The organism is Alloyangia pacifica (assembly GCF_003111685.1).
GTDB lineage: Bacteria > Pseudomonadota > Alphaproteobacteria > Rhodobacterales > Rhodobacteraceae > Salipiger > Salipiger pacificus_A.
Genome location: NZ_CP022189.1, coordinates 2,303,285 through 2,329,368 on the forward strand (window position 1 = coordinate 2,303,285; position 26,084 = coordinate 2,329,368).

General features: G+C 65.9%; 28 protein-coding genes. 13 read left to right on the forward strand and 15 right to left on the reverse strand.

Annotated features, from left to right (window positions below):
- Positions 1-7: 7 nt before the first annotated feature.
- The 3 genes from CEW88_RS11080 to CEW88_RS11090 are packed head-to-tail and all read left to right on the forward strand — an operon-like array spanning position 8 to position 3,863.
- Positions 8-1,219, forward strand: a complete 1,212-nt coding sequence (locus CEW88_RS11080; RefSeq protein WP_108966779.1) for an acetyl-CoA C-acetyltransferase — start codon at positions 8-10, stop codon at positions 1,217-1,219.
- Positions 1,219-1,698 carry a cupin domain-containing protein gene (locus tag CEW88_RS11085; RefSeq protein ID WP_108967769.1) on the forward strand — a complete coding sequence of 160 codons (480 nt, stop codon included), beginning with the start codon at positions 1,219-1,221 and terminating at the stop codon, positions 1,696-1,698. Before CEW88_RS11080 ends, CEW88_RS11085 begins: the two co-directional genes overlap by 1 nt.
- Positions 1,695-3,863, forward strand: coding sequence for a 3-hydroxyacyl-CoA dehydrogenase NAD-binding domain-containing protein (locus tag CEW88_RS11090; RefSeq protein WP_108966781.1), 2,169 nt, complete (start codon positions 1,695-1,697; stop codon positions 3,861-3,863). The genes CEW88_RS11085 and CEW88_RS11090 overlap by 4 nt, the downstream gene beginning before the upstream one ends.
- Before the next feature lie 6 nt (positions 3,864-3,869).
- On the opposite strand, the gene CEW88_RS11095 is transcribed toward CEW88_RS11090, so the two are convergent.
- The 3 genes from CEW88_RS11095 to ccrA all read right to left on the reverse strand — a co-directional run bounded on the left by CEW88_RS11095 (position 3,870) and on the right by ccrA (position 6,960).
- Positions 3,870-4,688 carry a DUF2182 domain-containing protein gene (locus tag CEW88_RS11095; protein WP_108966784.1) on the reverse strand — a complete coding sequence of 273 codons (819 nt, stop codon included), beginning with the start codon at positions 4,686-4,688 and terminating at the stop codon, positions 3,870-3,872.
- A 30-nt stretch (positions 4,689-4,718) separates the two neighbouring features.
- Positions 4,719-5,357, reverse strand: coding sequence for a DUF1326 domain-containing protein (locus CEW88_RS11100; protein WP_108966786.1), 639 nt, complete (start codon positions 5,355-5,357; stop codon positions 4,719-4,721).
- Positions 5,358-5,676: 319 nt separating this feature from the next.
- Positions 5,677-6,960: a crotonyl-CoA carboxylase/reductase gene (ccrA, locus tag CEW88_RS11105; RefSeq protein ID WP_108966788.1), complete on the reverse strand. Its 1,284-nt coding sequence runs from the start codon at positions 6,958-6,960 to the stop codon at positions 5,677-5,679.
- Positions 6,961-7,286: 326 nt separating this feature from the next.
- Between ccrA and CEW88_RS11110 the strand changes: the two genes are divergently transcribed.
- The 3 genes from CEW88_RS11110 (at position 7,287) to deoD (ending at position 10,439) form a co-directional block, all read left to right on the forward strand.
- The gene (locus CEW88_RS11110; RefSeq protein ID WP_108966790.1) at positions 7,287-9,263 is read left to right on the forward strand and encodes a protein meaA; all 1,977 of its coding nucleotides are present in this window, start codon (positions 7,287-7,289) and stop codon (positions 9,261-9,263) included.
- Between the two features lie 160 nt (positions 9,264-9,423).
- Positions 9,424-9,735 carry an H-NS histone family protein gene (locus CEW88_RS11115; RefSeq protein WP_095883690.1) on the forward strand — a complete coding sequence of 104 codons (312 nt, stop codon included), beginning with the start codon at positions 9,424-9,426 and terminating at the stop codon, positions 9,733-9,735.
- Positions 9,735-10,439 (forward strand): purine-nucleoside phosphorylase, encoded by a 705-nt coding sequence (deoD, locus tag CEW88_RS11120; protein WP_108966792.1) that lies wholly within the window; start codon positions 9,735-9,737, stop codon positions 10,437-10,439. The genes CEW88_RS11115 and deoD overlap by 1 nt, the downstream gene beginning before the upstream one ends.
- Before the next feature lie 74 nt (positions 10,440-10,513).
- Here the strand turns inward: deoD and CEW88_RS11125 are convergent, their stop codons facing one another.
- The 12 genes from CEW88_RS11125 to CEW88_RS11175 form a co-directional block, all read right to left on the reverse strand.
- Positions 10,514-11,374 (reverse strand): urea carboxylase-associated family protein, encoded by an 861-nt coding sequence (locus CEW88_RS11125; RefSeq protein ID WP_108966794.1) that lies wholly within the window; start codon positions 11,372-11,374, stop codon positions 10,514-10,516.
- Between the two features lie 169 nt (positions 11,375-11,543).
- Positions 11,544-11,741, reverse strand: a complete 198-nt coding sequence (locus CEW88_RS11130; RefSeq protein ID WP_108966796.1) for a hypothetical protein — start codon at positions 11,739-11,741, stop codon at positions 11,544-11,546.
- A gap of 83 nt (positions 11,742-11,824) precedes the next feature.
- Entirely contained in the window at positions 11,825-11,986 is a 162-nt protein-coding gene (locus CEW88_RS24745; protein ID WP_193989033.1) for a hypothetical protein, read from the reverse strand.
- Between the two features lie 187 nt (positions 11,987-12,173).
- Entirely contained in the window at positions 12,174-12,953 is a 780-nt protein-coding gene (locus CEW88_RS11135; RefSeq protein ID WP_108966798.1) for a succinate dehydrogenase iron-sulfur subunit, read from the reverse strand.
- Between the two features lie 9 nt (positions 12,954-12,962).
- A complete protein-coding gene (locus tag CEW88_RS11140; RefSeq protein ID WP_108966800.1) occupies positions 12,963-13,271 on the reverse strand; it encodes a hypothetical protein in 309 nt (102 codons plus the stop codon).
- On the reverse strand, positions 13,271-15,073 hold the full coding sequence (gene sdhA, locus CEW88_RS11145; protein WP_108966803.1) for a succinate dehydrogenase flavoprotein subunit: 1,803 nt from the start codon (positions 15,071-15,073) through the stop codon (positions 13,271-13,273). The genes CEW88_RS11140 and sdhA overlap by 1 nt, the downstream gene beginning before the upstream one ends.
- Before the next feature lie 15 nt (positions 15,074-15,088).
- Positions 15,089-15,460: a succinate dehydrogenase, hydrophobic membrane anchor protein gene (gene sdhD, locus CEW88_RS11150; protein ID WP_108966805.1), complete on the reverse strand. Its 372-nt coding sequence runs from the start codon at positions 15,458-15,460 to the stop codon at positions 15,089-15,091.
- 14 nt (positions 15,461-15,474) lie between these two features.
- Positions 15,475-15,870 (reverse strand): succinate dehydrogenase, cytochrome b556 subunit, encoded by a 396-nt coding sequence (sdhC, locus tag CEW88_RS11155; RefSeq protein ID WP_108966807.1) that lies wholly within the window; start codon positions 15,868-15,870, stop codon positions 15,475-15,477.
- Between the two features lie 267 nt (positions 15,871-16,137).
- Positions 16,138-17,169, reverse strand: coding sequence for a MaoC family dehydratase (locus tag CEW88_RS11160; RefSeq protein WP_108966809.1), 1,032 nt, complete (start codon positions 17,167-17,169; stop codon positions 16,138-16,140).
- On the reverse strand, positions 17,169-17,372 hold the full coding sequence (locus tag CEW88_RS11165; RefSeq protein ID WP_108966811.1) for a DUF1737 domain-containing protein: 204 nt from the start codon (positions 17,370-17,372) through the stop codon (positions 17,169-17,171). Before CEW88_RS11165 ends, CEW88_RS11160 begins: the two co-directional genes overlap by 1 nt.
- A gap of 20 nt (positions 17,373-17,392) precedes the next feature.
- The gene (locus CEW88_RS11170; RefSeq protein ID WP_108966813.1) at positions 17,393-17,938 is read right to left on the reverse strand and encodes an NnrU family protein; all 546 of its coding nucleotides are present in this window, start codon (positions 17,936-17,938) and stop codon (positions 17,393-17,395) included.
- Between the two features lie 39 nt (positions 17,939-17,977).
- Complete coding sequence (locus CEW88_RS11175; RefSeq protein ID WP_108966815.1) at positions 17,978-18,829, reverse strand: HpcH/HpaI aldolase/citrate lyase family protein; 852 nt, start codon at positions 18,827-18,829, stop codon at positions 17,978-17,980.
- A 251-nt stretch (positions 18,830-19,080) separates the two neighbouring features.
- Between CEW88_RS11175 and CEW88_RS11180 the strand changes: the two genes are divergently transcribed.
- From CEW88_RS11180 to sucC, 7 genes are all read left to right on the forward strand, one after another.
- Entirely contained in the window at positions 19,081-19,440 is a 360-nt protein-coding gene (locus CEW88_RS11180) for a hypothetical protein (protein ID WP_108966817.1), read from the forward strand.
- Between the two features lie 131 nt (positions 19,441-19,571).
- Positions 19,572-20,477, forward strand: coding sequence for a glycine betaine ABC transporter substrate-binding protein OsmF (gene osmF, locus CEW88_RS11185; RefSeq protein WP_108966819.1), 906 nt, complete (start codon positions 19,572-19,574; stop codon positions 20,475-20,477).
- A gap of 20 nt (positions 20,478-20,497) precedes the next feature.
- Complete coding sequence (locus CEW88_RS11190; protein WP_108966821.1) at positions 20,498-21,664, forward strand: ABC transporter permease; 1,167 nt, start codon at positions 20,498-20,500, stop codon at positions 21,662-21,664.
- Positions 21,661-22,596 (forward strand): ABC transporter ATP-binding protein, encoded by a 936-nt coding sequence (locus CEW88_RS11195; protein WP_108966822.1) that lies wholly within the window; start codon positions 21,661-21,663, stop codon positions 22,594-22,596. Before CEW88_RS11190 ends, CEW88_RS11195 begins: the two co-directional genes overlap by 4 nt.
- Positions 22,593-23,330: an ABC transporter permease gene (locus CEW88_RS11200; RefSeq protein ID WP_108966824.1), complete on the forward strand. Its 738-nt coding sequence runs from the start codon at positions 22,593-22,595 to the stop codon at positions 23,328-23,330. The genes CEW88_RS11195 and CEW88_RS11200 overlap by 4 nt, the downstream gene beginning before the upstream one ends.
- A gap of 268 nt (positions 23,331-23,598) precedes the next feature.
- Positions 23,599-24,561, forward strand: coding sequence for a malate dehydrogenase (gene mdh, locus CEW88_RS11205; RefSeq protein WP_108966826.1), 963 nt, complete (start codon positions 23,599-23,601; stop codon positions 24,559-24,561).
- A 301-nt stretch (positions 24,562-24,862) separates the two neighbouring features.
- Positions 24,863-26,056: an ADP-forming succinate--CoA ligase subunit beta gene (gene sucC / locus CEW88_RS11210; protein ID WP_095880430.1), complete on the forward strand. Its 1,194-nt coding sequence runs from the start codon at positions 24,863-24,865 to the stop codon at positions 26,054-26,056.
- The last annotated feature ends 28 nt before the right edge of the window (positions 26,057-26,084 follow it).

Genomic DNA, 26,084 nt, shown 5'->3' on the forward strand with positions numbered 1-26,084 from the left:
AGGAGCCATGTCCGAGGCCTATATCTACGACGCGATCCGTACCCCGCGCGGGCGGGGGCGGCCGGATGGCGCGCTGCACGAGGTGACGGCCCTGCGGCTCTCGGCGCTTGTGCTGGATGGGCTCCGGGAGCGGAACGGCCTCGATGGGCCGGTGCTCGAGGATGTGATCTGGGGCAATGCCACCCAGATCGGCGAACAGGGCGGTTGTCTCGCGCGCTCCGCCGTCCTGGCCTCGGGACTGGACGAGGCAATTCCGGGCCTGTCGATCAACCGCTTCTGCGCCTCGGGGCTCGAGGCGGTGATGCTTGGCGCCGCGCAGGTGCAGGGCGGATTGGGGCAAGCGTATCTGGCGGGCGGGGTCGAGATGATGAGCCGCGTGCCCATGGGCTCGGACGGGGCGGCAATCGCCGTTGATCCCTCGCTCGCCATCCCCCAACATTTCGTGCCGCAGGGCATTGCCGCGGACCTCATCGCCACGAAGCACGGCATCACGCGCGAGGCCGCCGATTCCTACGCGGCGGAGAGCCAGGCGCGCGCCGCCCGCGCCTGGGAGGAGGGCCGCTTCGCGCGCTCGATCCTGCCGGTCACCGATATCAACGGGCTGCCCATTCTCGCGCGTGACGAGGCGCTGCGGCCCGGCACGGATCTCGAGGCTCTCGCGGGGCTGACGCCCGCCTTCAGAGAGATGGGCGCGCAGATGCCCGGCTTCGATGCCGTGGCGCTGATGCGCTACCCCGAGCTGGAACGCATCGATCACATTCACCATGCGGGCAACAGCTCGGCCATCGTCGACGGGGCGGCGGGCGTGCTGGTCGGCTCGAAGGGCTTCGGCGAGGCGATGGGGCTGGCGCCTCGCGCGCGCATCCGCGCCATGGCCCGCATCGGCAGCGAGCCGACGATCATGCTGACCGGCCCGCTCCCCGTCACCGAAAGGGTTCTCGAGCAGGCGGGGATGGAGATCGGCGACGTCGACCTTTTCGAGGTGAACGAGGCCTTCTCCTCGGTGGTCTTGCGCTTTCTGCAGGCCTTCGACGCCGACCCGGGCAAGGTCAATGTCAACGGCGGCGCCATCGCCATGGGCCACCCGCTCGGCGCCACCGGGGCAATGCTGATCGGCACGCTTCTGGACGAGCTCGAGCGCGCGGACAAATCCACCGGCCTTGTCACGCTCTGCGTCGCCTCGGGCATGGGCGTGGCCATGATCCTCGAGAGGGTATGATGCCAAAACTCCACCCCCAACCCGTCACCACCCATCGCGCCAGCCGCCATCGCGTGCTCGGTGACGGTCCCGGCCCCTATGGCTACCAGCTCCTGTCGGATCCGGGCGGGCTGACCCAATTCGGCGCCTTCATCGAGGAACTGCCGCCCGGCTCGGCCTCGGGCTGGCGGCACTGGCACGAGCGCGAGGACGAAATGGTCTACGTGCTGAGCGGCGCATTGGTGCTGGTCGAGGACGAGGAGGTGGCGATGGGTCCGGGCGATTGCGCCTGTTGGCCCGCCGGTCAGGGCATCGGGCACCGGCTTGAAAACCGCTCGGACGCCCCGGCCCGCTACCTTGTGATCGGCACCCGCAGCGGCGCGGACGTCATCCACTACAGCGACCATGACCTGGTGACCGAGACCCATGGCGCGGCCCGCGTCTACCGCCGCCGCGACGGATCGGAGGTGGGGCGGCACGAAGGGGAGGATGAGACATGAGCGATTTCTCGGCCGACACCGAGGGCGGCGTCTGCACCATCTCTTGGGACACGCCCGGCAAATCGATGAACGTCATGAGCCTCGAGGCGCTCGCCGAGCTCGACGCGCTGGTGAGCGCGGCGCTGGAAGATGCGCGCGTGAAAGGCATCGTGATCACCTCCGCCAAGCCCGGCAGCTTTGCCGGCGGCATGGACCTGAAGACGCTGGCGGCGATGCGCGACACCGCCGGGGACGACCCGGCCAAGGGCATCTTCGAGGGGATCATGGCGCTGCACGCGGCACTGCGACGGATCGAACGCGCCGGGATGGACGCCGCGAACGAGGGTGGCAAGCCCATCGCCTGCGCCCTGCCCGGCACAGCGCTCGGGCTCGGCTACGAGCTGGCGCTGGCCTGTCATCGGATCTTCGCCGCGCCGACCCACGGTGCGAAGATCGGCCTGCCGGAGATCAAGCTCGGGCTGTTTCCCGGCGCCGGCGGTACCACGCGGCTGGTGCGCAGGCTCGGGGCCATGGGCGCGGCGCCCTATCTGCTGGAGGGCACGCTTCTGTCCCCCGAAAAGGCGAAGGCGGCGGGGCTGATCGACGAGATCGACGAGACCCCCCTGGAGGCCGCCCGCGCCTGGGTGTTGCAGGCCGCGCCCGAGGCGCTGGCGAAACCCTGGGACCGCAAGGGCTTCAAGCTGCCCGGCGGCGGGCCGTATCACCCGGCGGGCTTCATGACCTTTCTCGGCGCCTCGGCCATGGTGAACGGCAAGACCAAGGGGGCTTACCCGGCCGCAAAGGCGCTGCTTTCGGCGGTCTACGAGGGCGCGCAGGTGCCCTTCGACACCGCACTCAGGATCGAGGCGCGCTGGTTCACCCATGTCATGCTCGACCCCAGCTCGAGCGCGATGATCCGCACGCTCTTCGTCGGCAAGGAAGCGCTGGACAAGGGCGCGGGCCGACCCGAAGGCGTGCCACCGCAGAGCGTGAAGAAGCTCGGCGTGCTTGGCGCTGGGATGATGGGCGCGGGCATTGCGCTGGTCGCGGCGCAGGCGGGGGTCGAGGTGGTGCTGCTCGACCGCACGCAGGAGGCGGCGGACAAGGGCCGCGCCCACGCCGAGGCCTATCTCGAAGAAGGGGTGAAGCGCGGCAAGACCAGCGACGCGCAGAAGCAGGCGGTGCTGCAACGGCTGAGCGCCACCACCGAGTTTGCCGCCCTGGCCGGCTGCGACATGATCATCGAGGCGGTCTTCGAGGATCCAGAGGTGAAGGCCGAGGTCACCCGCACCGCGCTGCGCCACGTGCCCGAGAGCTGCATCTTCGCCACCAACACCTCGAGCCTGCCCGTGTCGAAACTGGGCGAAGCCTCGCTGATGCCCGAGAATTTCGTCGGCCTGCATTTCTTTTCACCGGTCGAGAAGATGCAGCTGGTCGAGGTGATCAAGGGGGTCCGCACCGGCCCGCGCGCCGTGGCCAAAGCGCTGGATTTCGCCCGAATGATCCGCAAGACGCCGATCGTCGTGAACGACGCGCGTTTCTTTTATGCCAACCGCTGCATCATCCCCTATCTCAACGAGGGGCTGCGCCTGCTGCGAGAAGGCGTCGCCCCGGCGCTGATCGAGAATGCAGCCAAGCTGACCGGGATGCCGCTCGGTCCGCTGCAGCTGGTCGACGAGACCTCGATCGAGCTGGGACTGAAGATCGCCCAGGCCAGCCGTGCCGCCATGGGCGAGAGCTATCGGGACGCGGATGTCGACGGGGTTCTGCAGCGCATGGCCGAGCTGGGGCGGCTTGGACGGAAGGCGGGCGCGGGCTTTTACACCTACGAGGGCGGCAAGCGGCTCGGACTCTGGGAGGGGCTGGCGGTCGAATGGCCCGAAGCGGAAGAGCAGCCGGAGCTGCAGGAGGTGCAACACCGGCTACTCTTCGTGCAGGCGCTGGAGGCCGTTCGGGCGCTGGAGCGCCACGTGCTGCCGGGAGTGCGCGAAGGCGATGTGGGCGCCGTGCTGGGCTGGGGGTTCGCGCCCTGGTCGGGCGGGCCGTTCTCCTGGCTCGACATGCTCGGCGCCCCCTATGCCGCCGAGCGTGCCTCTGAACTCGCCGATCGCCACGGGCGGCGCTTCACCTGCCCCGAGACGCTTGCCGAGATGGCACGCAAGGGCGGGCGCTTCTACCCCGCCTGAGCGGCCTCACAGCACTCCGGCCAGGATCGCGGCGCCCCAGAGAACCAGCGCCGCCCCGGCGAGCTTGCTGATCTGTGGCCCGTGCGGAAGGTATTTCTCGGCCGCGACCCAGAGCGCGAGGCCGACGATCCAGGCGAAGTTCATGATGCCGCCGACAAAGAGCAGTGCCATTAGGAACCAGCAGCAGCCGAGGCAATACCAGCCGTGCTCCACCCCCATCCGGAAGGCCCCCGTCATCCCGGATCGCCGGTGGCGGGTCAGGACCTCTGCCGGCGACCGGCACTGGCTGAGACAGCTCTGCTTGAGCGGGGTGAACTGGAAGGCCCCGGCGGCAATCAGCACCAGCGCTCCGGCCCTGCTGCTGGTGAGTGACATCATGCTGGCCGAGACCAGCCCGCCCTCCTCGAGTGCCCATTGCAGCGCCGTCGCCAGCGCGCTGAACAGCGCCCAGACTGCGAGGTAGCCTAGGACGAACGCCGCGCAGCTGCGCGGCACCGCCAAGGCCTGCGCCCCGCGCCGCCCGAGCGCGGCGTAGAGCAGTACCACCGGCGCCACGCTCGGCAGCATCATGGCGATCATCATCACCCACCACATCAGGAAGACCAGCAGCGCGTGCCCGAAGGACCAGGCCCCGGCCATGTCCATGTCCGTGCCCAGGCCCGACGGATCGGCCTTGCCCAGCATGCCGGGCATCTTCGGCGCCGACATCTCCATGCCGGCGCCGCTGACCGTGTAGAGCGCCGCCAGCAGGAACAGCAGACCCAGCAGACCCGCAACGATCAGCCGGTCGCGGCGCAGGGCGCGTTCGGCAAGGCTCTCTTGCATCCTGACATCTCCGATCTGAGGCGGCTCGGCTCAGGCGGCCTCGAGCACGCCCTGCCCTGACAGATGGATCTCGAGCAGATGGGCGTGGCTGGCCTTGTTGTTCTCGAGGCGGATCTCGCCGCTGGTGCTGGCCGTGCCCCGGGCGATTTCGGCGACGCGATACTCAAAGCCATGCGGCAGATTGATCCGCGCCCGATGCGCAGCCCCGGTGACCGGGTTGGTGATCGGCTCGGCGACACAGTCGACCACCCCGGGGACCGAGAGCTGCGCGCTGCGGCTCTCCATGTCGAGTTCGAAGGCGATCGGCTTGTAAAGCGTCTGCAACTTGTTCGGCGACATCGCGGAAAACACCCACCACATGGTCGCCATGTCCTCGGTGTCCTCGCCGACGAAGATGCGCTCGAGTGCCCTGCGCTGCGCCGGGCTTGCGCCGTCATCGATGACGACCTGCATGGTGCCCCCGCCTTCGTGGATTGGACCCGGCCAATGCAGCAGCATGGCGGCGCGGGTGCCCGAAAGATCGGTTTCACCGTGATGGCCGGAATGGAATTCGAACCCCGCTACCGCCTCGCAGTTGCCATAGGTGGGCAGGGACATGAATTGGCAGGGGCAGCCAGGGGCGCAATTGCAGTTTCCCAGCTCGTAGCCGTGAAGCTCCCAGGGGGTCATAGCGTGTTCTCCTCAATTGGTTGGGCTCAAATGTCCTAGAAAGAAATTGACTCGGAAAACTCGGGGTGACCCGCCGTGCAGGGAGGGCGCAGTCGGGAAAATGTCCCACGACACATGCGCAGTGTAGCATATCAGCGCGGGCCTGCGGACGTGGCGCGCCGTTCTGACACAAAAAAGGGACAGGGCCTCCCGCCCTGTCCCCTCGTCGACCCGGCTTCGTCTGTTCAAGAAGCCGCCCACCGCGAGACCGCCGCGCCGACCTTCGGCAGCGCAGCAGGCATCCTCTTGGCCACGCCCGCACCAGATCAGACGGCGGCAATCAGATTACGGTAAGCGCCTCTTCGAAGGTGCGCAGCCCGGTGCGCGGCGCCTGGACAAGCACCGCCATGTTGCCCGGCTTGTGCTCGTTTCGCCGCATCTTCACATGCGCCGCGGGGATCTCCTCCCAGCCGAAGACCTCGGACATGCAGGGGTCGAGCCGGCGCTCGATCATCAGCTTGTTGGCCGCCGAGGCCTGCTTGAGGTGGGCGAAATGCGAGCCCTGCAGGCGCTTTTGGTGCATCCACATGTAGCGCACGTCAAAAGTGCAGTTGAAGCCGGAGGTGCCGGCGCAGATCACCACCATGCCGCCCTTCTTGCACACCAGCGCCGAGACCGGGAAAGTCGCCTCGCCCGGGTGCTCGAAGACCATGTCGACGCTCACGCCCTTGCCCGTGATCTCCCAGATCGCCTTGCCGAACTTGCGCGCCTCCTTGAGCCAGTCGTTGTACTCGGGCGTGTTGACCGTGGGCAGCTGGCCCCAGCACTTGAACTCGTTGCGATTGATGACCCCCTTGGCACCCATCGACATGACGAACTCGCGCTTGCTCTCGTCCGAGATCACCCCGATGGCGTTCGCGCCGGCAGTGTTGATCAGCTGGATCGCATAGGAGCCGAGCCCGCCCGAGGCGCCCCAGACCAGCACGTTCTGCCCGGGCTTGAGCTCATGCGGGTGGTGGCCGAAGAGCATCCGGTAGGCGGTGGCCAGCGTGAGCGTGTAGCAGGCGCTTTCTTCCCAGGTCAGATGCTTGGGTCGCGGCATCAGCTGCTGCGCCTGCACGCGGGTGAACTGGGCGAAGCTGCCGTCCGGCGTTTCGTAGCCCCAGATGCGCTGGCTGGGCGAGAACATCGGGTCGCCACCGTTGCACTCTTCGTCGTCGCCGTCGTCCTGGTTGCAGTGGATGACCACCTCGTCGCCGACCTTCCAGCGGGTGACCTTGTCGCCCACCTTCCAGACGATGCCCGAGGCGTCGGAGCCCGCAATGTGATAGGGCGCGCCATGGCCGTCGAAGGGGCTGATCGGCACGCCGAGCCCGGCCCAGACGCCATTGTAGTTGACCCCGGCCGCCATCACGAGAACCAGCACCTCGGAGCTGTCGATCTCCCAGGTGTCGACCACCTCCTTCTGGAAGGACTGGTCGGGCTCGCCATGACGCTCGCGGCGGATCGCCCAGGCGTACATCTGCTTCGGCACATGGCCGAGGGGCGGCATCTCGCCGATCTCGTAGAGGTCCTTCACCGGTGTGTTGTAGGGCGCGATCTCGGTCTTGCTGTCGAGTGCCATCATGGCCTCCTTCCTCACTCCTGCGTCGCCCGCGCTGCAGTGCAGAATCGCGGGGCTCCTCCCCTTCGAGATACAATTCATCGCGCAACATTGCAACTCTCATGGCTATCTTGGTGAAATTTTATAACTTAGTTGATACGGATCCGTGAGCCTGCGTTCTCCCGAAACGCATGTATACTGGGTTTTCCGAGATGCCGCCCCTGCTGCAGCGCAGCTGAGGCTCTCCGCCGCGATGCGGCGAATTGACTGGACATTTTATTTCCAATATCCACTCCAAACAGCAAGATGATTGCTCGCGAGATTCGAGCAGCTCAAGGGAGGATGATATGAAGGACAGCACCAGCCCGCGCCAGCCCGACCGCCCCTGGCTGATCCGCACCTATGCCGGACATTCCACCGCCAGCGCCTCCAACGCGCTCTACCGGTCCAATCTCGCCAAGGGGCAGACCGGGCTTTCGGTGGCCTTCGATCTGCCGACCCAAACAGGGTATGACAGCGATCACGTGCTGGCCCGCGGCGAGGTCGGCAAGGTTGGCGTGCCGGTCTGCCACCTCGGCGACATGCGCGCACTGTTCGACCAGATCCCGCTCGAGCAGATGAACACCTCGATGACGATCAACGCCACCGCCCCCTGGCTGTTGTCGCTCTATATCGCCGTCGCGGAGGAACAGGGCGCGGAGATCGCGAACCTTCAGGGCACGGTGCAGAACGACCTGATCAAGGAATACCTCAGCCGCGGCACCTATATCTGCCCGCCGAAACCTTCGCTCAAGATGATCGGGGACGTGGCCGAGTATTGCTATGCCCATGTGCCCAAGTGGAACCCGATGAACGTCTGCTCCTATCATTTGCAAGAGGCTGGCGCGACACCCGAGCAGGAGTTGGCCTTTGCCCTCGCCACCGCCTGCGCAGTGCTGGACGAGCTGAGACCGCGGGTCGCCGCTGAGGATTTCGTGGCGCTCTGCGGACGCATCAGCTTTTTCGTCAACGCCGGGATCCGGTTTGTCACCGAGATGTGCAAGATGCGCGCCTTCGTCGATCGCTGGGACGAAATCCTGCAAGAGCGCTATGGGGTCGCCGATCCGAAATACCGGCGCTTCCGTTATGGCGTGCAGGTCAACAGCCTCGGGTTGACCGAGCAGCAGCCCGAAAACAACGTCTATCGCATTCTCATTGAAATGCTGGCCGTCACCCTGTCGAAGAAAGCCCGCGCGCGCGCCGTGCAATTGCCCGCCTGGAATGAGGCGCTCGGCCTGCCCCGTCCCTGGGACCAGCAGTGGTCGATGCGGATGCAGCAGATCCTGGCCTATGAGACCGACCTGCTCGAATTCGACGATCTCTTCGACGGCAATCCCGCGGTGGATCGAAAGGTCGAGGAACTGAAGCAGGACGCGCGGGCCGAGCTGGCGAATATCGACTCGATGGGCGGCGCCATCGGCGCCATCGAATACATGAAAGCCCGGCTCGTCGACTCCAATGCGGACCGGCTCGGGCGTATCGAGCGCAATGAGACCACCGTGGTGGGCGTCAATCGCTGGACGGATGCCGAACCTTCCCCGCTGGTTGGCGAAGACGGTGGAATCATGGTGGTGGACCCTGCGGTCGAGCACGAGCAAATCTCTCGGCTTGGAGACTGGCGTGCCGCCCGCAATGCCGGTGCCGTGACCGCGGCGCTGGCCGAATTGCGCCGCGCCGCCTCGGCGGGGGAGAACATCATGCCCGCCTCGATCGCCTGCGCAAAGGCGGGGGTCACAACCGGCGAATGGGCAGGGGAAATGCGCGCCGTACACGGGGAATATCGCGGCCCGACCGGCGTCGCCAAGGCCGTCTCCAACCGCACGGAGGGGCTTGAGGACCTGCGTGCCGCAGTCGATGCGGTCAGCGACCGACTGGGCACCCGCCTGCGCTTTCTCGTTGGAAAACCCGGTCTCGACGGGCATTCGAACGGCGCCGAGCAGATCGCTTTCCGGGCGCGCGATTGTGGCATGGAGATAGACTATGACGGAATTCGGTTAACTCCTGAACAGATTGTTTCGCAAGCCCGCACTGGCGCGCATGTCATAGGGCTTTCCATTCTTTCGGGTAGTCACATTCCGTTGATTTCCGATATTCTGGAAAAAATGCGCGCTGAAGGGCTTGCGCATATTCCGGTGGTGGTTGGCGGCATCATCCCCGACGAAGACGCCAAACGGCTTCTCGCCTGCGGCGTTGCGCGCGTTTACACGCCCAAAGACTTTGAGTTGAACAAGATAATGCAGGACATCATCACCCTCGCGGATCCCGAGAGCGTCGCCGCGCAATAGCGTAAAATCCCGCAGAAGAAGAGCAAAAAGAACAGGCGGCTCACGGTGACTGTGAGTGGTCAATAGCCTCTTTATACAAAATCTAGAATTGACACAAAGCGTGCACTTGCGGAATAGCTCCGGATAGCCAATTTTATTGGCACAGAAAACGGAGACAATCGTGAATATTGACCTTGATACCCTGTCCAAGGACGAGTTGAAGCAGCTAAAGGCCGACGTGGATAAAGCTCTGGCTACCATAGACGCGCGCCGCAAGGCGGAAGCAAAGCGCGCAGCCGAGCAGGTCGCCAAGGAATTCGGATACTCGTTGGACGAAATCATTGCCGCTGGCGGCACCAAGGGCTCCAAAGGCGCCCCTAAATACGCAAACCCGTCCGATCCGGCGCAGACCTGGACCGGTCGTGGTCGCAAACCGAACTGGGTGATCGAAGCGCTTGACGAGGGCAAATCGCTCGAAGATCTCGCGCTCTGATGACCGTCCATATCGGAGCAAAGCCCGGCGATATCGCCGAAACGGTTCTGATGCCCGGCGATCCACTGCGCGCGAAATGGGTGGCTGAAACGTTTCTGGAAAACGCGGACTGCGTCAACCAGGTGCGCGGCATGTATGGTTTCACCGGGTTCTGGAAAGGAAACCGGGTCTCCGTCCATGGCTCCGGCATGGGCATGCCGAGCCTGTCCATCTACGCCAACGAACTGATCCGGGACTACGGGGCGAAGACCCTGATCCGGATCGGTTCCTGCGGCGCGATGCAGCACAGTGTCTCGGTGCGGGACGTCATCCTTGCGATGACGGCCAGCAGCCTGTCTACCCCGTCGCGGGGCATCTTCCGCGAGGTGAACTTCGCACCCTGCGCCGATTACGGCCTGCTGCGCGCCGCCGCCGAGGCCGCAGCGCGCATCGGAGCGAAAACCCATGTGGGCGGGATCTATTCCGCTGACGTGTTCTACGACGAACGCCCCGATCTGACCGAGATCATGACCCGTCACGGCATCCTCGGCGTCGAGATGGAAGCGGCCGAACTCTACAATCTCGCGGCGCGCCACGGCGTGCGTGCGCTCGCCGTGCTCACCGTTTCGGACCATCTCCTCACCCATGAGGCCCTGCCGGCGGAAGAGCGCCAAAGCTCCTTTGCCGAGATGGTCGAGATCGCGCTCGAGGCAGCCTTCGCCTGAGGTGCGGGCGGGACAGAGCGCCCGCCCGGCTGATCCTTCCCAGCCTTACCAGCCAGCTCTCCCCGCGGGCCTGGTCACATGCCGTGGCTGCGGTCGTACCCGTTGCGCGCGGGCGGCTGCCAGCCCTCCAGCGCGCCCTCTGGCACTCTCAGGATGTCCACCTCCAGCGGCGCGCAACGCGCCCTGTCCGAGCTGTGCTCGCTGGCGCAATCGCCACCTGGACAGGCGCTCAGCGCGCCCAGCAGCTCGATCTCGGCGAAGAACGTCAGGAAATCGCCGGGGCGAACCGGGCTCGCCTTCATAAAGTACTGGCCGGTGTCGCGGGTGAAGCCAGTGCACATGAAGACGTTCAGCACGTCATGCACCTCGCGCGCCGCCGCCTCGGCCGAGAGCCCCGTCGCCCCCGCCAGTGCCCGCGTCAGGTTGGAATGGCAGCAATGGTGGTACTGATCGCCGCCGCTCAACAGGTGATGCGTGTGCGGATCGCAGCGCGTTCCGATCACGTCATGCACTGAGCCGCCGTATTCATCGATGCCGTACCAGCCGAGGCTGTCCTCGACGATGGTCGCCATGGGCCGCAGGTCGGGAAAACTCGACCACATACGCGCGCCGGTGGTCAGATGCGTGCCATGCAGCGCGCGCGTCTTGCCCGAATAGAAGCGCTCCGAGAGGTCCGCGGCATTCCACAGGTTGAGATCGCCCACCTGCGGCGCCTCGACGCTGCGGATGCGAAAGAAGCCCCCCGCGGGCACCCGGAAGGCACAAGCCTCGCGCGGCGCAGCGACAACGGTCTCAACCAGCTCCGCCTGCGCCAGCGCCGCGCGGTAGAGCGCCATATCCGGCACGGGCAGGGTCTCGGTGGGATAGCAGATCACCGGGGGCACAGCCCGGCGGGCCTCGGCGTCCTTCGGCGGTGCGATTGGGGTCTCGGTCATCCTGTGGCTCCTCTTTGCCATCAGAAGACCCGCCGCCCCCGCGAGGCGCAAGCCTGCCCCACCTCCTAAGAGCAAATATCATGGGGGAGGCCCCGAAAGGGGACGGCGGCAGTGCTCGCTCTGTCGCTCGCGCCCTGCGCCGGCACCCCTGCCCCGACCGTCGTCGGCCTCAGTTCGTCTGGCGCAGGCAGATGTCGGGGGTCTGGCCGCGCGGCCCCGTGGTGGTGGCGCCGCACTGCACACAGGTCCAGCTGCTCTCGCCCGCGCCGCGGCGTTCGCGCCATCGGCATTTGCGCGTGTCGCCGTGGCGGTAGTTGAAGACCAGCAGCACGATCACCGCAACGACAAAGACCCCCGCGAAGATCATCGGGGGCCTCGGTCAGTCGGGCTTGATTGGCAGGCGAGGCGCATGGTCAAAACCCTAGCGCGAGGCGCCGCCGGCAACCACCCTCAGGCGGCGCGGTAATAGTCCAGCGTACCCAGATCGGCGGTCACATCCTTGTGCGCGACCTGCACGAGCACGGGCTCGGGCTGGTAGTAGGCGAAGGCCTGCTCGAGCGCGTCGAGGGCTTCACGGGCGGTGGTATCGGTCTTTGCAGCGGTGCTGGTCATAGCGTCAATCCTTGATCTCTCGATCTCCTCCCGTCCGCTTCCCTAGATAGGGCTTCGCGCAGGGTGGCACACCCGCCGATGCTGCAACCACGCTCTGCGCTGAGCGCAACGGTGCACCGCGAGACCGGGCACGAAAAAACGCCGCGCCCTGCGGGCACGGCGTTTCGGGATTGCGCGGCGCTCTGGCTCAGACGTGCCGGTTCAGCATCATCTTCTTGATCTCGGAGATCGCTTTCGCCGGGTTCAGACCCTTCGGGCAGGTCTTGGCGCAGTTCATGATCGTGTGGCAGCGATAGAGCTTGAACGGGTCCTCGAGCTGATCGAGGCGCTCGCCGGTGGCTTCGTCGCGGCTGTCGATGATCCAGCGGTAGGCGTGCAGCAGTGCCGCCGGGCCGAGGTAGCGGTCGGAGTTCCACCAGTAGCTCGGGCAGGCGGTCGAGCACGAGGCGCACATGACGCACTCATAAAGACCGTCGAGCTTCTTGCGGTCCTCGATGGACTGCCGCCACTCCTTCTGGGGACGGTTGGTCTTGGTTTCCAGCCAGGGCATGATCGAGGCGTGCTGGGCATAGAAATGCGTCAGATCGGGGATCAGGTCCTTGACCACCGGCATGTGCGGCAGCGGGTAGATCTTCACGTCGCCCTTGACCTCATCGAGGCCGTAGATGCAGGCGAGGGTGTTGATCCCGTCGATGTTCATCGCGCAGGAGCCGCAGATCCCTTCGCGGCAGGAGCGGCGGAAGGTCAGCGTCGGATCGATCTCGTTCTTGATCTTGATCAGCGCGTCCAGGACCATCGGACCGCATTTGTCCATGTCGAGGAAATACGTGTCGACCCGCGGGTTCTCGCCGTCATCGGGGTTCCAGCGGTAGATCTTGAACGCCCGCACGTTGGTCGCGCCCTCGGGCTTCGGCCAGGTTTTGCCGGTGCGGATCTTGGAGTTCTTGGGAAGTGTGAATTGAACCATGTCGCTCTCCTATCGGATGAGGGCCGGCAGCCCCTCGGCTGCCAGGCAGGTCAGGGTCTCGGGCTTCGAGACGATGTCGGAAACCACCTCGACGGTGCTCGCGGTCGGCCCGGTGACGCTGTCGGCGGCCAGCGCGTAGATCTGCGTGGACGACGCATTGTCGATCACGCAATCCAGCGCCGGTTCCACCGGCAGGCCGGGGTACTTGTCCGCCACGACGCGGGCGACCGTCGATTTCGCGGCCTGCCGCGCAATCTGGTCTTGCGTCTGGGGCGAACAGGCCGCCAGCACGAGGACGAGGCCGAGAGCCGCGCGCATCAGAACGTCCGTGCCTTCGGCGCGATCTTCTTCAGCGAGATGCCGCCCTCGGCTTCGGTGGTCAGCGGGTCGACAACCACCGGGCGGTAGCTGAGTTCGACCTTGTTGCCCTCGACGCGGCTGATGGTGTGCACGCGCCAGTTCTCGTCGTCCCGGTTGGCGAAGTCCTCGTGCGCGTGGGCGCCGCGGCTCTCGTGCCGCGCTTCTGCACCCACGATGGTCGCGATCGCGTTCGGCATGAGGTTGGTCAGCTCGAGGCTTTCCATCAGGTCCGAGTTCCAAATCAGCGAGCGGTCGGTGACCTTGATGTCGCCCAGCTTGCCGGCGATCTCGGTCATCTTTTCCTTGCCGTCCTTCAGCGTCTCGGAGGCGCGGAACACGGCGGCATCTGCCTGCATGGTGCGCTGCATCTCGAGACGCAGCTCGGCGGTCGGGATCGCGCCCGAGGCGTTGCGCACGCCGTCGAACCGGTCGAAGGCCTTGTCGATCTGCGATTTCGGCGCGGTCGGCACGGCGCCCGAACGGTCCACCACTTCGCCGGCGCGGATCGCGGCGGCGCGGCCGAAGACCACGAGGTCGATCAGCGAGTTGGAGCCGAGGCGGTTCGCCCCGTGCACCGAGGCGCAGCCCGCCTCGCCCACGGCCATCAGGCCCGGCACGACAGCGTTCGGATTCTCGCCGGTCGGGTTCAGCACCTCGCCCCAGTAGTTCGTGGGAATGCCGCCCATGTTGTAGTGCACGGTTGGCAGAACCGGGATCGGCTCTTTCGTCACGTCCACGCCGGCGAAGATCTTCGCGCTTTCCGAGATGCCCGGCAGACGCTCGGCGAGCGCTTCCTTGGGCAGGTGCGCAAGGTTCAGGTGGATATGGTCGCCATGCTCGCCCACGCCGCGGCCTTCGCGGATTTCCATGGTCATGCAGCGCGAGACGTAATCGCGCGGCGCGAGGTCCTTGTACTGGGGCGCGTAGCGCTCCATGAACCGCTCGCCATCCTTGTTGGTCAGGTAGCCGCCTTCGCCGCGGGCGCCCTCGGTGATCAGGCAGCCCGAGCCGTAGATGCCGGTCGGGTGGAACTGCACGAATTCCATGTCCTGCAGCGGCAGGCCCGCACGAGCCACCATACCGCCGCCGTCACCGGTGCAGGTGTGTGCCGAGGTGGCCGAGAAGTAGGCCCGGCCGTAACCGCCGGTGGCCAGCACGACCATCTTGGCGTTGAAGACGTGGAAGGTGCCGTCGTCGAGCTTCCAGCACAGCACGCCCTTGCAGACGCCGTCTTCCATCAGCAGGTCGATCGCGAAATATTCGATGTAGAACTCGGCGTTGTTCTTCAGCGACTGGCCATAGAGCGTGTGCAGGATGGCGTGGCCGGTTCTGTCGGCCGCGGCGCAGGTGCGCTGCACGGCGGGGCCTTCACCGAACTCGGTGGTGTGGCCGCCGAAGGGGCGCTGGTAGATCTTGCCTTCCTCGGTGCGCGAGAAGGGCACGCCGTAGTGCTCGAGCTCGTAAACCGCGGCGGGGGCGGACCGGGCGAGGTATTCCATTGCGTCGGTGTCGCCGAGCCAGTCGGAGCCCTTCACCGTGTCGTACATGTGCCACTGCCAGTTGTCCGGGCCCATGTTCGCCAGCGAGGCGGCGATGCCGCCCTGCGCCGCGACGGTGTGCGAGCGGGTCGGGAAGACCTTGGTCACGCAGGCGGTGCGAAGGCCCTGCTCTGCCATGCCGAGGGTGGCGCGCAGGCCGGCGCCGCCGGCCCCCACGACCACGACGTCATAATCATGCGTCTCGTATTCGTATGCAGCCATCTTTCAGTCTTTCTCTCAGAGGGCAATCTTGGCGAGCGCGAAGAGGCCGGCGGCGGTCAGCGACCAGCACAGGCCGACAACCAGCATGAGCAGCAGCTTGCGCGTGGTCCCCGAGGTGTAATCCTCGAGCATCACGCGGGCCCCTTTCTGGAAGTGCTGCAGGCCGACGACCAGCACGAGGCCGGTCAGGATCGCCACGAAGGGCTTCTGGAAGGTCGCCAGCGCAGCCTCGTAGCCGGAGCCGAGCGCGTTGCCGAAGATGAAGAGGAAGGTCGGGACCAAGAAGGCGAGCGCGACGGCGCTGACGATCATGTGCCAATGGTGTTCCGCGCCGGAATGGGCCGAGCCTTTGCCAACGGCGCGCTTGCGGTCGGTCAGATAACGCATGTCTGTCGCCTCCCTCAGATCCAGTAGATGATCACGGTCAGGATGGTCAGAACCACCGAACCGTAGATGCAGACCCAGCCGAGCTTTTCGGCGGTCGGAATGTCGAGCCCCTTGCCCGCGTCGAAGATCAGGTGCCGCAGGCCCGCGAGGTAGTGGTACCAGATGCCCCAGAGCGAGAGGAACATCACGAGGTTGCCCACCCAGCTGGTGATCCACCATTCGGCCGTGGCGAAGGCCTCGGGCCCTGCGGCCAGAGCGAGCAGCCACCAGACGATGAGGAAGACCGCGACGATCATCGCGTTGCCGGTGATGCGGGTGAGGATGGAGCTCATGGAGGTGAGCTGCGGTCTGTAATACGGCCCGATCATGAAGGGGGAGAGCGGGCGCTGGATCCGGTTCTCTTCAGCCATGGCTTGTCCTTTTCGGTTCCCTTGTGGCCGGGTTCTAGCGCCTCTTGCCCCGCCCTGTCACGCGGGTGCACGGCGCAGGAGCGTGTTTTTTCCACCCAATTCCAAAAAATGATCGGAATATGTGATCACGCTTTTTCAAGTGTGATCACATTTATGGCGCTAACGGAGGCTTCCGCGGAGTCGCCCTATTCCCAAGTATTTAACTCGGATTTTTGCGGGGCAGCACCGCGACTCAAGCACCGCGCCCAGTCGCGCCGAGGCGTCAGATCAGCGCGGGATCAGCGCCCAGTAGTCGAGGTCGAGCAGGACCTCCGGCAGGTATCTTCCGTCCTCGCTCTTGAGCGCGAAGGGCGCGCCGCCCTTGACCGCCACCAACCGCAGCCGCAGCGCACCGACGCCCGGCGCCGGGGTCTCGGCGCGATCCAGAACCTCGGACCATACTTTGACCGTATCCCCGGCGAAACAAGGGTTTGCATGCGCCCCGCCGTTGAGCCCGGCGATCATCTGCGCGTTCGCCAGACCGTTGAAACTGAGCGCCCGCGCCAACGAAATCACGTGCCCGCCATAGATCAGCCGCTTCCCGTCCTCGCGGTGGGTGGCGTCGAAATGCACCTTGGCGGTGTTCTGCCAGAGGCGGGTGGCGAGCATGTGCTCGGCCTCCTCGATGGTCACCCCGTCGACGTGGTCGATCCGCTCTCCGACCGCGTAATCGCCCCAGCGGTGCGGCTCTCCGGCGAGGGTAAAATCATAGTTTGTGAAGTCGAGCCCCTCGGGCATCACCAGATCCTCGGGCGCCAGAACCTCTTTCAGATCGGGCAGCACCGTCTCGGGCGCGGGCGCGTCGAGGTTTTTCTTTCGCACCATCACCCAGCGGCAATACTCCAGCACGGTCTCGCCGCGCTGGTTGGTGCCGCGCGTGCGGACCCAGACGACACCGGACCTGCCATTCGAATTCTGCTTGAGCCCGATCACTTCGGAGGACGCGCGCAGCGTGTCTCCCTGATAAACCGGCTTCAACCAGCGTCCCTCGGCATAACCGAGGTTCGCCACCGCGTTCAGCGAGACATCCGGCACGGTCTTGCCGAACACCAGATGGAACGCCGCCAGATCGTCCAGCGGCGCGCCGGGCAGACCAACGCTCCGGGCGAAGTCATCCGACGAGTAAAGCGCATGCCGGGCCGGGTAGAGCGCGTGGTAAAGCGCCCTTTCCCCGCCCGACACGGTGCGCGGCACGGCGTGGTCTATGACCTCGCCGATGCGATACTCCTCGAAGAAACGACCGGGGTTGGTCTTGGCCATCACTGCGCTCCCAGCTTCATGTCCGGGGTGTAGGGCGTGTCGACGTCCTTGGTCACGGCCTGCCCGCAGCGCATCACGCCGTTGGCGGCATCGAAGGCGTAGGTCGGGCTGCCGTAAAGCTCCCAGCCCTTGCTCAGGGCCTCGGAGACCTTGTGGCAGAAGGCAGAGGTGTCGTCTTCGGTCAGCAGTCTGTAGATTTTCATGGGGTCAGTTCCGGTAGTTGTCATCCAAAGGTGGGATAGCCGAGCCAGGTGTGGATCGCGCCGATCACGAAGAGCAGCACGACGCTGGCCGCAAGGAAGATCAGGTCTTTCTTGATCGGCCCCTTGGCGGGCGGCGTCCAGTTCGGCTCGCTGCGGTTGATCGTGCTCATCTCGACCACCGCCCAGATCCCGAGCCCGCCGAAAAGCACGAAGGAGGGCACGTCGCCGTTCACCAGCAGGTGCGCGATGGCCCAGAGCAGGAAGCCGGTCAGCATCGGGTGGCGCATCTTGTAAAAGAGCGCGCCCTTCTTGGGGCCGGGCGAGGTGAAGTAGAGCGCCGCCAGCATCAGCAGGTTGTTGATGCCCACGGTGGCTGGGGTGCGCCCGTAGAAGAAGGCACCATCGGCCATGCGATAGCCGAAGATCATCAGCAGCACGCTGGCAACGAGCGCAAGCGCAACCGCACCCTTGCCCTTGTCGCCCATCTTGGCCCGCGCGTCGGGAGCAAAGCGTTTGAACAGATGCGCCGCCCACCAGAGCGCGACGCCGAGAATCAGAAGCAGCATTGGGGGTCTCCTTGTGCCGTGTTCGGCCCGAGCCTGCCCTCAAGCCCCCATGGCGGCAATGGCTTCCGCCTTGGCGAGCACTGATTTCGCAGTGAAGACATGCAGGTTCTCGACGATCTTGCCGTCGACGACGGCAACCCCCTGCCCCGCGGCCTCGGCTTCTTCGAAAGCGTGGATCTGCCGCCGCGCCAGGTCGATCTCGCCCTCGGTCGGGGCGAAGGCGGCATTGGCGATCTCGACCTGCGCCGGGTGGATCAGCGTCTTGCCGTCGAAGCCCATGTCGCGACCTTGGTCGCATTCGGCCCGCAGCCCCTCGTCGTCCTTGAAGGCATTGTAGACACCATCGACAATCACGCAGCCCGAGGCCTTGGCCGCCAGCAGGCAGAGCTGCAGCGAGGTGAGCATCGGCAGCCGGTCGGCGCGGAAGCGCGAGTTCAGTTCCTTGGCCAGATCGTTGGTGCCCATGACCATGCCCGCCAGCCGCGGATGCGCAGCAATCGCCTGCGCGTTGAGCATGCCCTTCGGCGTCTCCATCATCGCCCAGAGCGGCTTTGCGGTAAGCTCCGCCAGCGCGTCGAGTTGTGCGGGGTCCTCGACCTTGGGCAGCAGCACGGCGTCGCAATCCATGCTATCCGCTGCACGCGCATCGGCCTCGCCCCAGTCGGTGTCGAGCCCGTTGATCCGCACGATCCGCGTGCGCTTGCCATAGCCCCCTACGCCCAGCGCGGCGGCGAGCGTCTCGCGCGCGGCGGGCTTTTCCGACGGGGCCACGGCATCCTCGAGGTCGAAGATGATCGCATCCACCGCGAGGCCACGCGCCTTGTCCAGCGCCCGCTCCTTCGAGCCGGGGATGTAAAGTACCGAGCGATAGGGCCGCAGCGCGAGATCCATGCCTTCCTCCGTAGAGCAATAATATTGCGTCAGTGATGCATTTGTTTTCCAAAAACTGCAAGTGCATTCATGCCGCGGCGCAGAAGAACAACGCATTTTAACCGCGGCCGCATCCTTTACCAATCCTTCGGGATTGCCGCGCAGGCTCGGAAATCAAGGGCAGCGCCCTGCCAACGCCCTCGGCTGGCAGCGCCGATCCAGTCGCACCGGCATCCCCCGCTGAAAGGACCATCCCGCTGAAAGGAAAGCCGATGACGGCACATCCCACCCCCACCAGCCACGCACCGGGGCCCGGCTGCTCACGGCGCAGCCTGCTGCTGATAGGTCTCTGCGCGGCGCTCGCCGCCCTGCCCTCTGCCGGAGCCGCTCAGAGCCGCGCTTGCGGCCCGCGCGACGTGGTGATTGCCCGACTCGCAGAAACCTATGGCGAGACGCGGCAGTCCATCGGCCTCGGCAGCGACAACGCGGTGATGGAGGTCTTCGCCTCCGACGAGACTGGCACATGGACGATCACCATCACCTCCAGCCAAGGCGTCACATGTCTCGTCGCCAGCGGGCAGGCTTTTGAAACCCTTGCCGAACATCTCCCACCAAAGGAAAGCGATGCCTGAGGCGCACGACCCGAAGACCACACGCCCCCGGAAATTCCGCGGAAGACTTGGCCTCTGCCCGTCCTATCCTAGTTTCTAAGCGGAACTCTGTCATAGTCGACAGGACGCAACGGAAGGGAGCCCGACGCGCCATGATCCGCACACATATTCTCGCCGCCGCCAGCCTCGCCGCGGGGCTTGCCGGCACAGCACAGGCCGACATCACCGTCTCGTCGAAAATCGACACCGAGGGCGGGCTGCTCGGCAACATGATCGCCCTAGCACTCGAGGATGCGGGCCTGCCCGTCGAGCGGCGCCTGCAACTGGGCGGAACCCAAGTGGTGCGCGAGGCGATCCTGGCGGGTCAGATCGACATCTACCCCGAGTACACAGGCAACGCGGCCTTCTTCTTCAACGAAGCCGACGCAGACACCTGGAAGGACGCCGCCGCGGCGCACGACCGCGCCAAGGAGCTGGACGCAGAGAACGGCATTACCTGGCTCAGCTCCGCCCCCGCCAACAACACCTGGGCCATCGCCGTGACCGGGCCGCTGGCCGAGGAGAACAGCCTCGACACGATGAGTGACTTCGGTGCCTGGGTGTCGGGCGGAGGCGACGTGAAGCTCGCCGCCTCGACCGAGTTTGTCTCCTCCCCCGCGGTGCTGCCCGCCATGCAAGAGACCTACGGTTTCGAATTGTCCGAGGACCAGACCGTGATCCTCTCGGGTGGCGACACCGCGGCGACGATCCAGGCCGCGGCCCGGGGCACCTCGGGCGTCAACGCCGCCATGGTCTACGGCACCGACGGCGGCGTCGGCGCGACCGGGCTCAAGGTGATGAAGGACGACAAGGGCGTGCAGCCAGTCTACGAGCCCACCCCCATCGTCCGCGACGCCGTGCTCGAGGAATATCCCTCGATCCCCGAGGTGCTGAACCCGATCTTCGAAGGCCTGACGATGGAGACCCTGCAAGAGCTCAACGGTCGCATCCAGGTCGGCGGCGAGCCTGCCGAAGCGGTGGCCCGTGACTATCTCACCAAGTCCGGGGTGCTGGACTGATCGCGCTCGCGGAGCGGCAGATGATGCGTGCCGGGCGGGGTCTCTCTGCGCCCGGCCTGCTTTTCGCCGCGTTGGGGCTGGCTTCACTGGCCCTGCCGCTCCTTACGCTGCGCGCCAACCGGATCGTCGCCGGAGAAAGCGTGATGCTCTGGGACAGCGCCCCACCGAGCGCGATCGTACCTGGCGCGCTCGCATTGGCCGCCGGGCTGGTGCTCGGCATCCCCTCTGCCCTGCCACTGCGCCGCCTCGGTGGTAGCCTGATCGGCCTTGCCGGCCTCGTCTTTCTGATGGCGCAGGGGGCGGCGGCGCAGCTTCAGGGGGCAGGGGATCTTGCGCGCGTGTCGCCCGGAGCGGGCGCGTGGTGCCTGCTGCTGGTGCTGATGCTGCTGATGGCGGACGCGCTCTCTCAGCTCCGCCCCGGCCCCCGCGCCCGCGCCGGGCTGCTGGCGGTGCTGCTCGCCGCCCTCGCGGCCTTGCTCTGGTCCGGCGCCCTGTCGGACCTCTCGGTGATGCAGGAATACGCCAGCCGAAAGGACGCGTTCCGCACTGCCAGCCTGCGCCACGTCGCGCTCGCGCTCGGCTCGCTCGGCGCGGCGGCGCTGATCGGCTTCCCGCTCGGCATCCTGTGCCACCGTAACGGCGCTCTGCGCGGCGCGATGCTGCCGGTCCTGAGCTTTCTCCAGACCATCCCCTCGCTCGCCATGTTCGGCATCATGATCCCGATCCTCGGCTGGGTGGCCGCAACCTACCCCGCCGCGCAGGCGTTCGGCATCGCCGGCATCGGCTTTGCCCCCGCCTTCCTCGCGCTGGTGCTCTATTCGTTGCTGCCGGTGGTCGCCAATACCGTGACCGGTCTCGCCGCAACTCCTCCCGCCGCGATCGAGGCCGCCCGCGGCATGGGCATGACTGCCATGCAACGCCTGCGGAAGGTCGAGCTGCCGCTGGCCATGCCGGTGATCCTCGCGGGCCTGCGCATCGTGCTGGTTCAGAACATCGGCCTTGCGGTCATCGCCGGGCTGATCGGCGGCGGCGGCTTCGGCAGTTTCGTCTTCCAGGGCCTCAACCAGACCGCCACCGACCTCATTTTGCTGGGCGCCCTGCCCACCGTCCTCATGGCCCTCGTCGCGGCGATCGTCATGGACATCCTCGTCGACCTCACCCGCCGCCTGCCGGAGCGCCAGACATGATTGAGATCGACAAGATCACCAAGCTTTACGGCGAGACCCGCGCCGTCGATGCCGTTTCTCTCACCGCCGAAACCGGCACGATCACCGCGATCGTGGGCACCTCGGGCTCGGGCAAGACCACGCTTCTGCGGATGATCAACCGGCTGGTCGAGCCCAGCTCGGGCGAGGTGCGGATCAACGGCGAGCCGACCCACGCGGTAAAACCCCACCTCCTGCGCCGCCGCATCGGCTACGCGATCCAGGGCCACGGGCTCTTTCCGCACCACACGGTTGCGCGCAACATCGGTGCGGTCCCCGAGCTGCTTGGCTGGCCGAAGGAGGAGATCTCCGCCCGGGTGGACGAGCTGCTGACCCTCTTCGGCATGGAGCCTGACGAGTTTCGCGACCGCCTGCCGCTGGAGCTGTCGGGCGGGCAGCAGCAGCGCGTCGGCGTCGCCCGGGCGCTGGCCTCTCGCCCGGACCTTCTGCTGATGGACGAACCCTTCGGCGCGCTCGACCCGATCATCCGCACCCGCGCGCAGGACGATCTGCGCGCCATCCAGCGCAAGCTCGGCTCTACCATCATGCTCGTCACCCACGACATGGACGAGGCGATCCGCCTTGGCGACCGCATCGCGGTGATGGATGGCGGCAGGCTGGTGCAATACGGGCCGCCGGAAGAGATCGTCGCGCAGCCCGCCACCGATTTCGTCGCCGACATGGTGGGAGATGCCGAGCGGCCCATGCGGCTGCTCTCGCTGATCCCCGTCTCCGAGCTGATCGAGCCCGGCGCGGCCGAAGGCCCGGCTCTGCCCGAGGATGCGACCCTGCGCGAGGCGCTTTCGGCTTGTCTCTGGACCGGGCGTGAGGCCGTGCCTGTCTTGAACGGGGGCGACCCTGCCGGGCGGGTCACGCTCTCGGCCATCCGCGCGCGGGCGGAGCGCCACGCGTGAAACCGGGAATGCTCCTGCGCGTGGCGCTCGTCGCGCTGCTGCTGGCGCTGGTGCTGAAGCCGGAAGCCTTCACCCCGGCCTTCGCCCCCTTCGCGCCCGAAAATGGCCCGGTGATCTACACCCGCAGCTCGCTGCTCTCGCTCTCGCTGAGCCACCTTGGTCTCGTCGCCGTGGCGTCGCTCGCGGCCACTGTTGTGGCGGTGACGCTGGCGATCCTCGTCACCCGCCCCGCCGGCGCCGCCTTCCGCCCGCTCTCGCGCACCATCACCAACGTCGGGCAGACCTTTCCCCCGGTCGCCGTGCTGGCGCTCGCCGTCCCTGCGCTCGGCTTCGGCGCAGGCCCGACGCTGGTGGCGCTCTTCCTCTATGGCCTCCTGCCGATCTTCGAGAACGCCATGACCGGCCTTTCAACCCTGCCCGGCAGCACGATGGAGGCCGCACGCGGCATCGGGCTCGATCGCTGGCAGAGGCTCTGGCGGGTCGAGCTGCCGCTGGCCCTGCCGGTGATCCTCGGTGGCATCCGCCTGTCGGTGGTGATCGCACTCGGCACGGCGACCATCGGATCGACGGTGGCCGCGCGCACGCTGGGCGAGGTGATCATTGCCGGGCTGCTGACCAGCAACACCGCCTTCGTGCTGCAGGGCGGGCTGATCGTCGGGCTCTTCGCTGTGCTGATCCACGACGCGCTGGTGCAGCTCGAGAAATATCTCGCGCGGCGCAGCGGGCGCAGATGACGCCAAAGAGAATCGCCCGATTGCCTGTGAATGCGGCAATTTGCGCCCGCAGGTTGCAGCACCTCGCTGCCCCTCGGGCTTCGCTACGCATAGAAAGCATACGTTCGCATACCGGCGCTAACACACCGATAATTAACGCCTTTATCGCAACCATGCCGCGTGGTCAGCAATCGAGCTTCCGTGATGCTGCCCTGCAGCGCCCTTGCGCGTCGGCGGCAGAGACCTTACGCAAGCGGCGGACTTCACAAATGGAGCGGAGAACAGATCCATGGCCAGACCCAAGATTGCCCTCATCGGCGCGGGACAGATTGGCGGCACGCTTGCACATCTCGCGGCCCTGAAGGAACTCGGCGACGTCGTGCTCTTCGACATCTCGGAAGGCACCCCGGAAGGCAAAGCGCTCGACATCGCGGAATCCGGCCCCTCCGAAGGCTTTGACGCCAAGCTCAAGGGCACCCAGGATTATGCCGACATCGCGGGCGCGGACGTCTGCATCGTCACCGCCGGCGTGCCCCGCAAGCCGGGCATGAGCCGCGACGACCTGCTGGGCATCAACCTCAAGGTGATGAAATCGGTCGGCGAAGGCATCAAGGAAAACGCTCCGGACGCCTTCGTCATCTGCATCACCAACCCGCTCGACGCGATGGTCTGGGCGCTGCAGAAGTTCTCGGGCCTGCCCGCGCACAAGGTCTGCGGCATGGCCGGCGTGCTCGACTCGGCGCGCTTCCGCCACTTCCTGTCGGTGGAATTTGACGTGTCGATGAAGGACGTCACCGCCTTCGTGCTCGGCGGCCACGGCGACACCATGGTCCCCTCCGTCCGTTACTCGACCGTTGCCGGCATCCCGCTGCCCGACCTGGTCGAGATGGGCTGGACCACGCAGGAGAAGCTCGACGCCATCGTGCAGCGCACCCGTGACGGCGGCGCCGAGATCGTTGGCCTGCTGAAGACCGGCTCGGCCTTCTACGCGCCCGCGACCTCGGCCATCGAGATGGCCGAAGCCTACCTCAAGGACCAGAAGCGCGTGCTGCCCTGCGCCGCTTACTGCGACGGCGAGTTTGGCCTGAAGGACATGTACGTGGGCGTGCCCACCGTGATCGGCGCCGGCGGCATCGAGAAGATCGTGAACATCAAGCTCAACAAGGAAGAGCAGGAGATGTTCGACAAGTCGGTCGCCGCGGTGAACGGTCTCGTCGAGGCCTGCAAGGGCATCGACAGCAGCCTGGCGTAAGCCCTGCCTCAGCCCCGTGGGGCACCAGAAATCTTCGGGCCCCGGCGACAACATCGCCGGGGCCCATGCTTTTTCGGGCTTTGCATGTCGCCTTCCGCTGCGGCAGCTTGCTGATTCTTTGGACCTCGGGCGCTAACGTAATTCCAGCGCAGTCGAGTTTGTGATCACGGTTTTTTAGCCCGTGATCACAACGGCAAAAAAATCTCGCAAATCTTCGCCGAAAGCCAAAAATCCCTTCGCGCCGCGCGATTGAGGCGCGTATACCGGCCCCGAAATCGCAGCAAGACGGGAAGAGTCTTCCATGAACATCCATGAATATCAGGCGAAAGCGCTCCTGCGCGAATACGGCTGCCCGGTTTCGGACGGCCGCGTCGTGCTCAGCGCCAACGAAGCCAAGTCCGCTGCCGGCGAGCTCGACGGTCCGCTCTGGGTCGTCAAGGCACAGATCCACGCAGGTGGCCGCGGCAAGGGCAAGTTCAAGGAAGCCGAAGCTGGCGAGAAGGGCGGCGTCCGTCTTGCCAAGTCGGTGGAAGAGGCGGCTGAGGAAGCCAAGAAGATGCTTGGCAAGACCCTGGTGACCCACCAGACCGGCCCGGCCGGCAAGCAGGTCAATCGCATCTACATCGAAGACGGCTCGGACATCGAGCGCGAACTCTATCTCGCCCTGCTCGTCGACCGCGTCACCTCGCGTGTGTCCTTCGTCTGCTCCACCGAAGGCGGCATGGACATCGAGGAAGTCGCAGCCTCGACCCCCGAGAAGATCCTGTCGTTCTCCGTCGACCCGGCCACCGGCTACCAGCCGTTCCACGGCCGCCGCGTCGCCTTCGCGCTCGGCCTCGAAGGCCCGGCGATGAAGCAGTGCGTGAAGCTGATGGGTCAGCTCTACAAGGCCTTCATCGAGAAGGACATGGAGATGCTGGAGATCAACCCGCTGATCCTCATGCCCGGCGGCAACCTCAAGGTTCTCGACGCCAAGCTCGGCTTCGACGGCAACGCCATGTACCGCCAGCCCGACATCGCCAACCTGCGCGACGAGACCGAGGAAGACGCCAAGGAACTCGAAGCCTCCAAGTACGACCTCAACTACATCGCTCTGGATGGTGAGATCGGCTGCATGGTGAACGGCGCGGGCCTTGCCATGGCGACCATGGACATCATCAAGCTCTACGGTGCCGAGCCGGCCAACTTCCTCGACGTGGGTGGCGGCGCCACCAAGGAGAAAGTGACCGAGGCGTTCAAGATCATCACCTCGGACAAGAACGTCAAAGGCATCCTCGTGAACATCTTCGGCGGCATCATGCGCTGCGACGTGATCGCCGAGGGCGTGATCGCCGCGGTCAAGGAAGTGGGCCTGCAGGTTCCGCTCGTCGTCCGCCTCGAAGGCACCAACGTTGAGCTTGGCAAGAAGATCATCAACGAGTCCGGCCTGGACGTGATCGCTGCCGACAACCTCTCCGACGGCGCCGAGAAGATCGTGAAAGCGGTCAAGGGCTGATGCGTCTGGGGGCGCCGCGGCGCTCCCT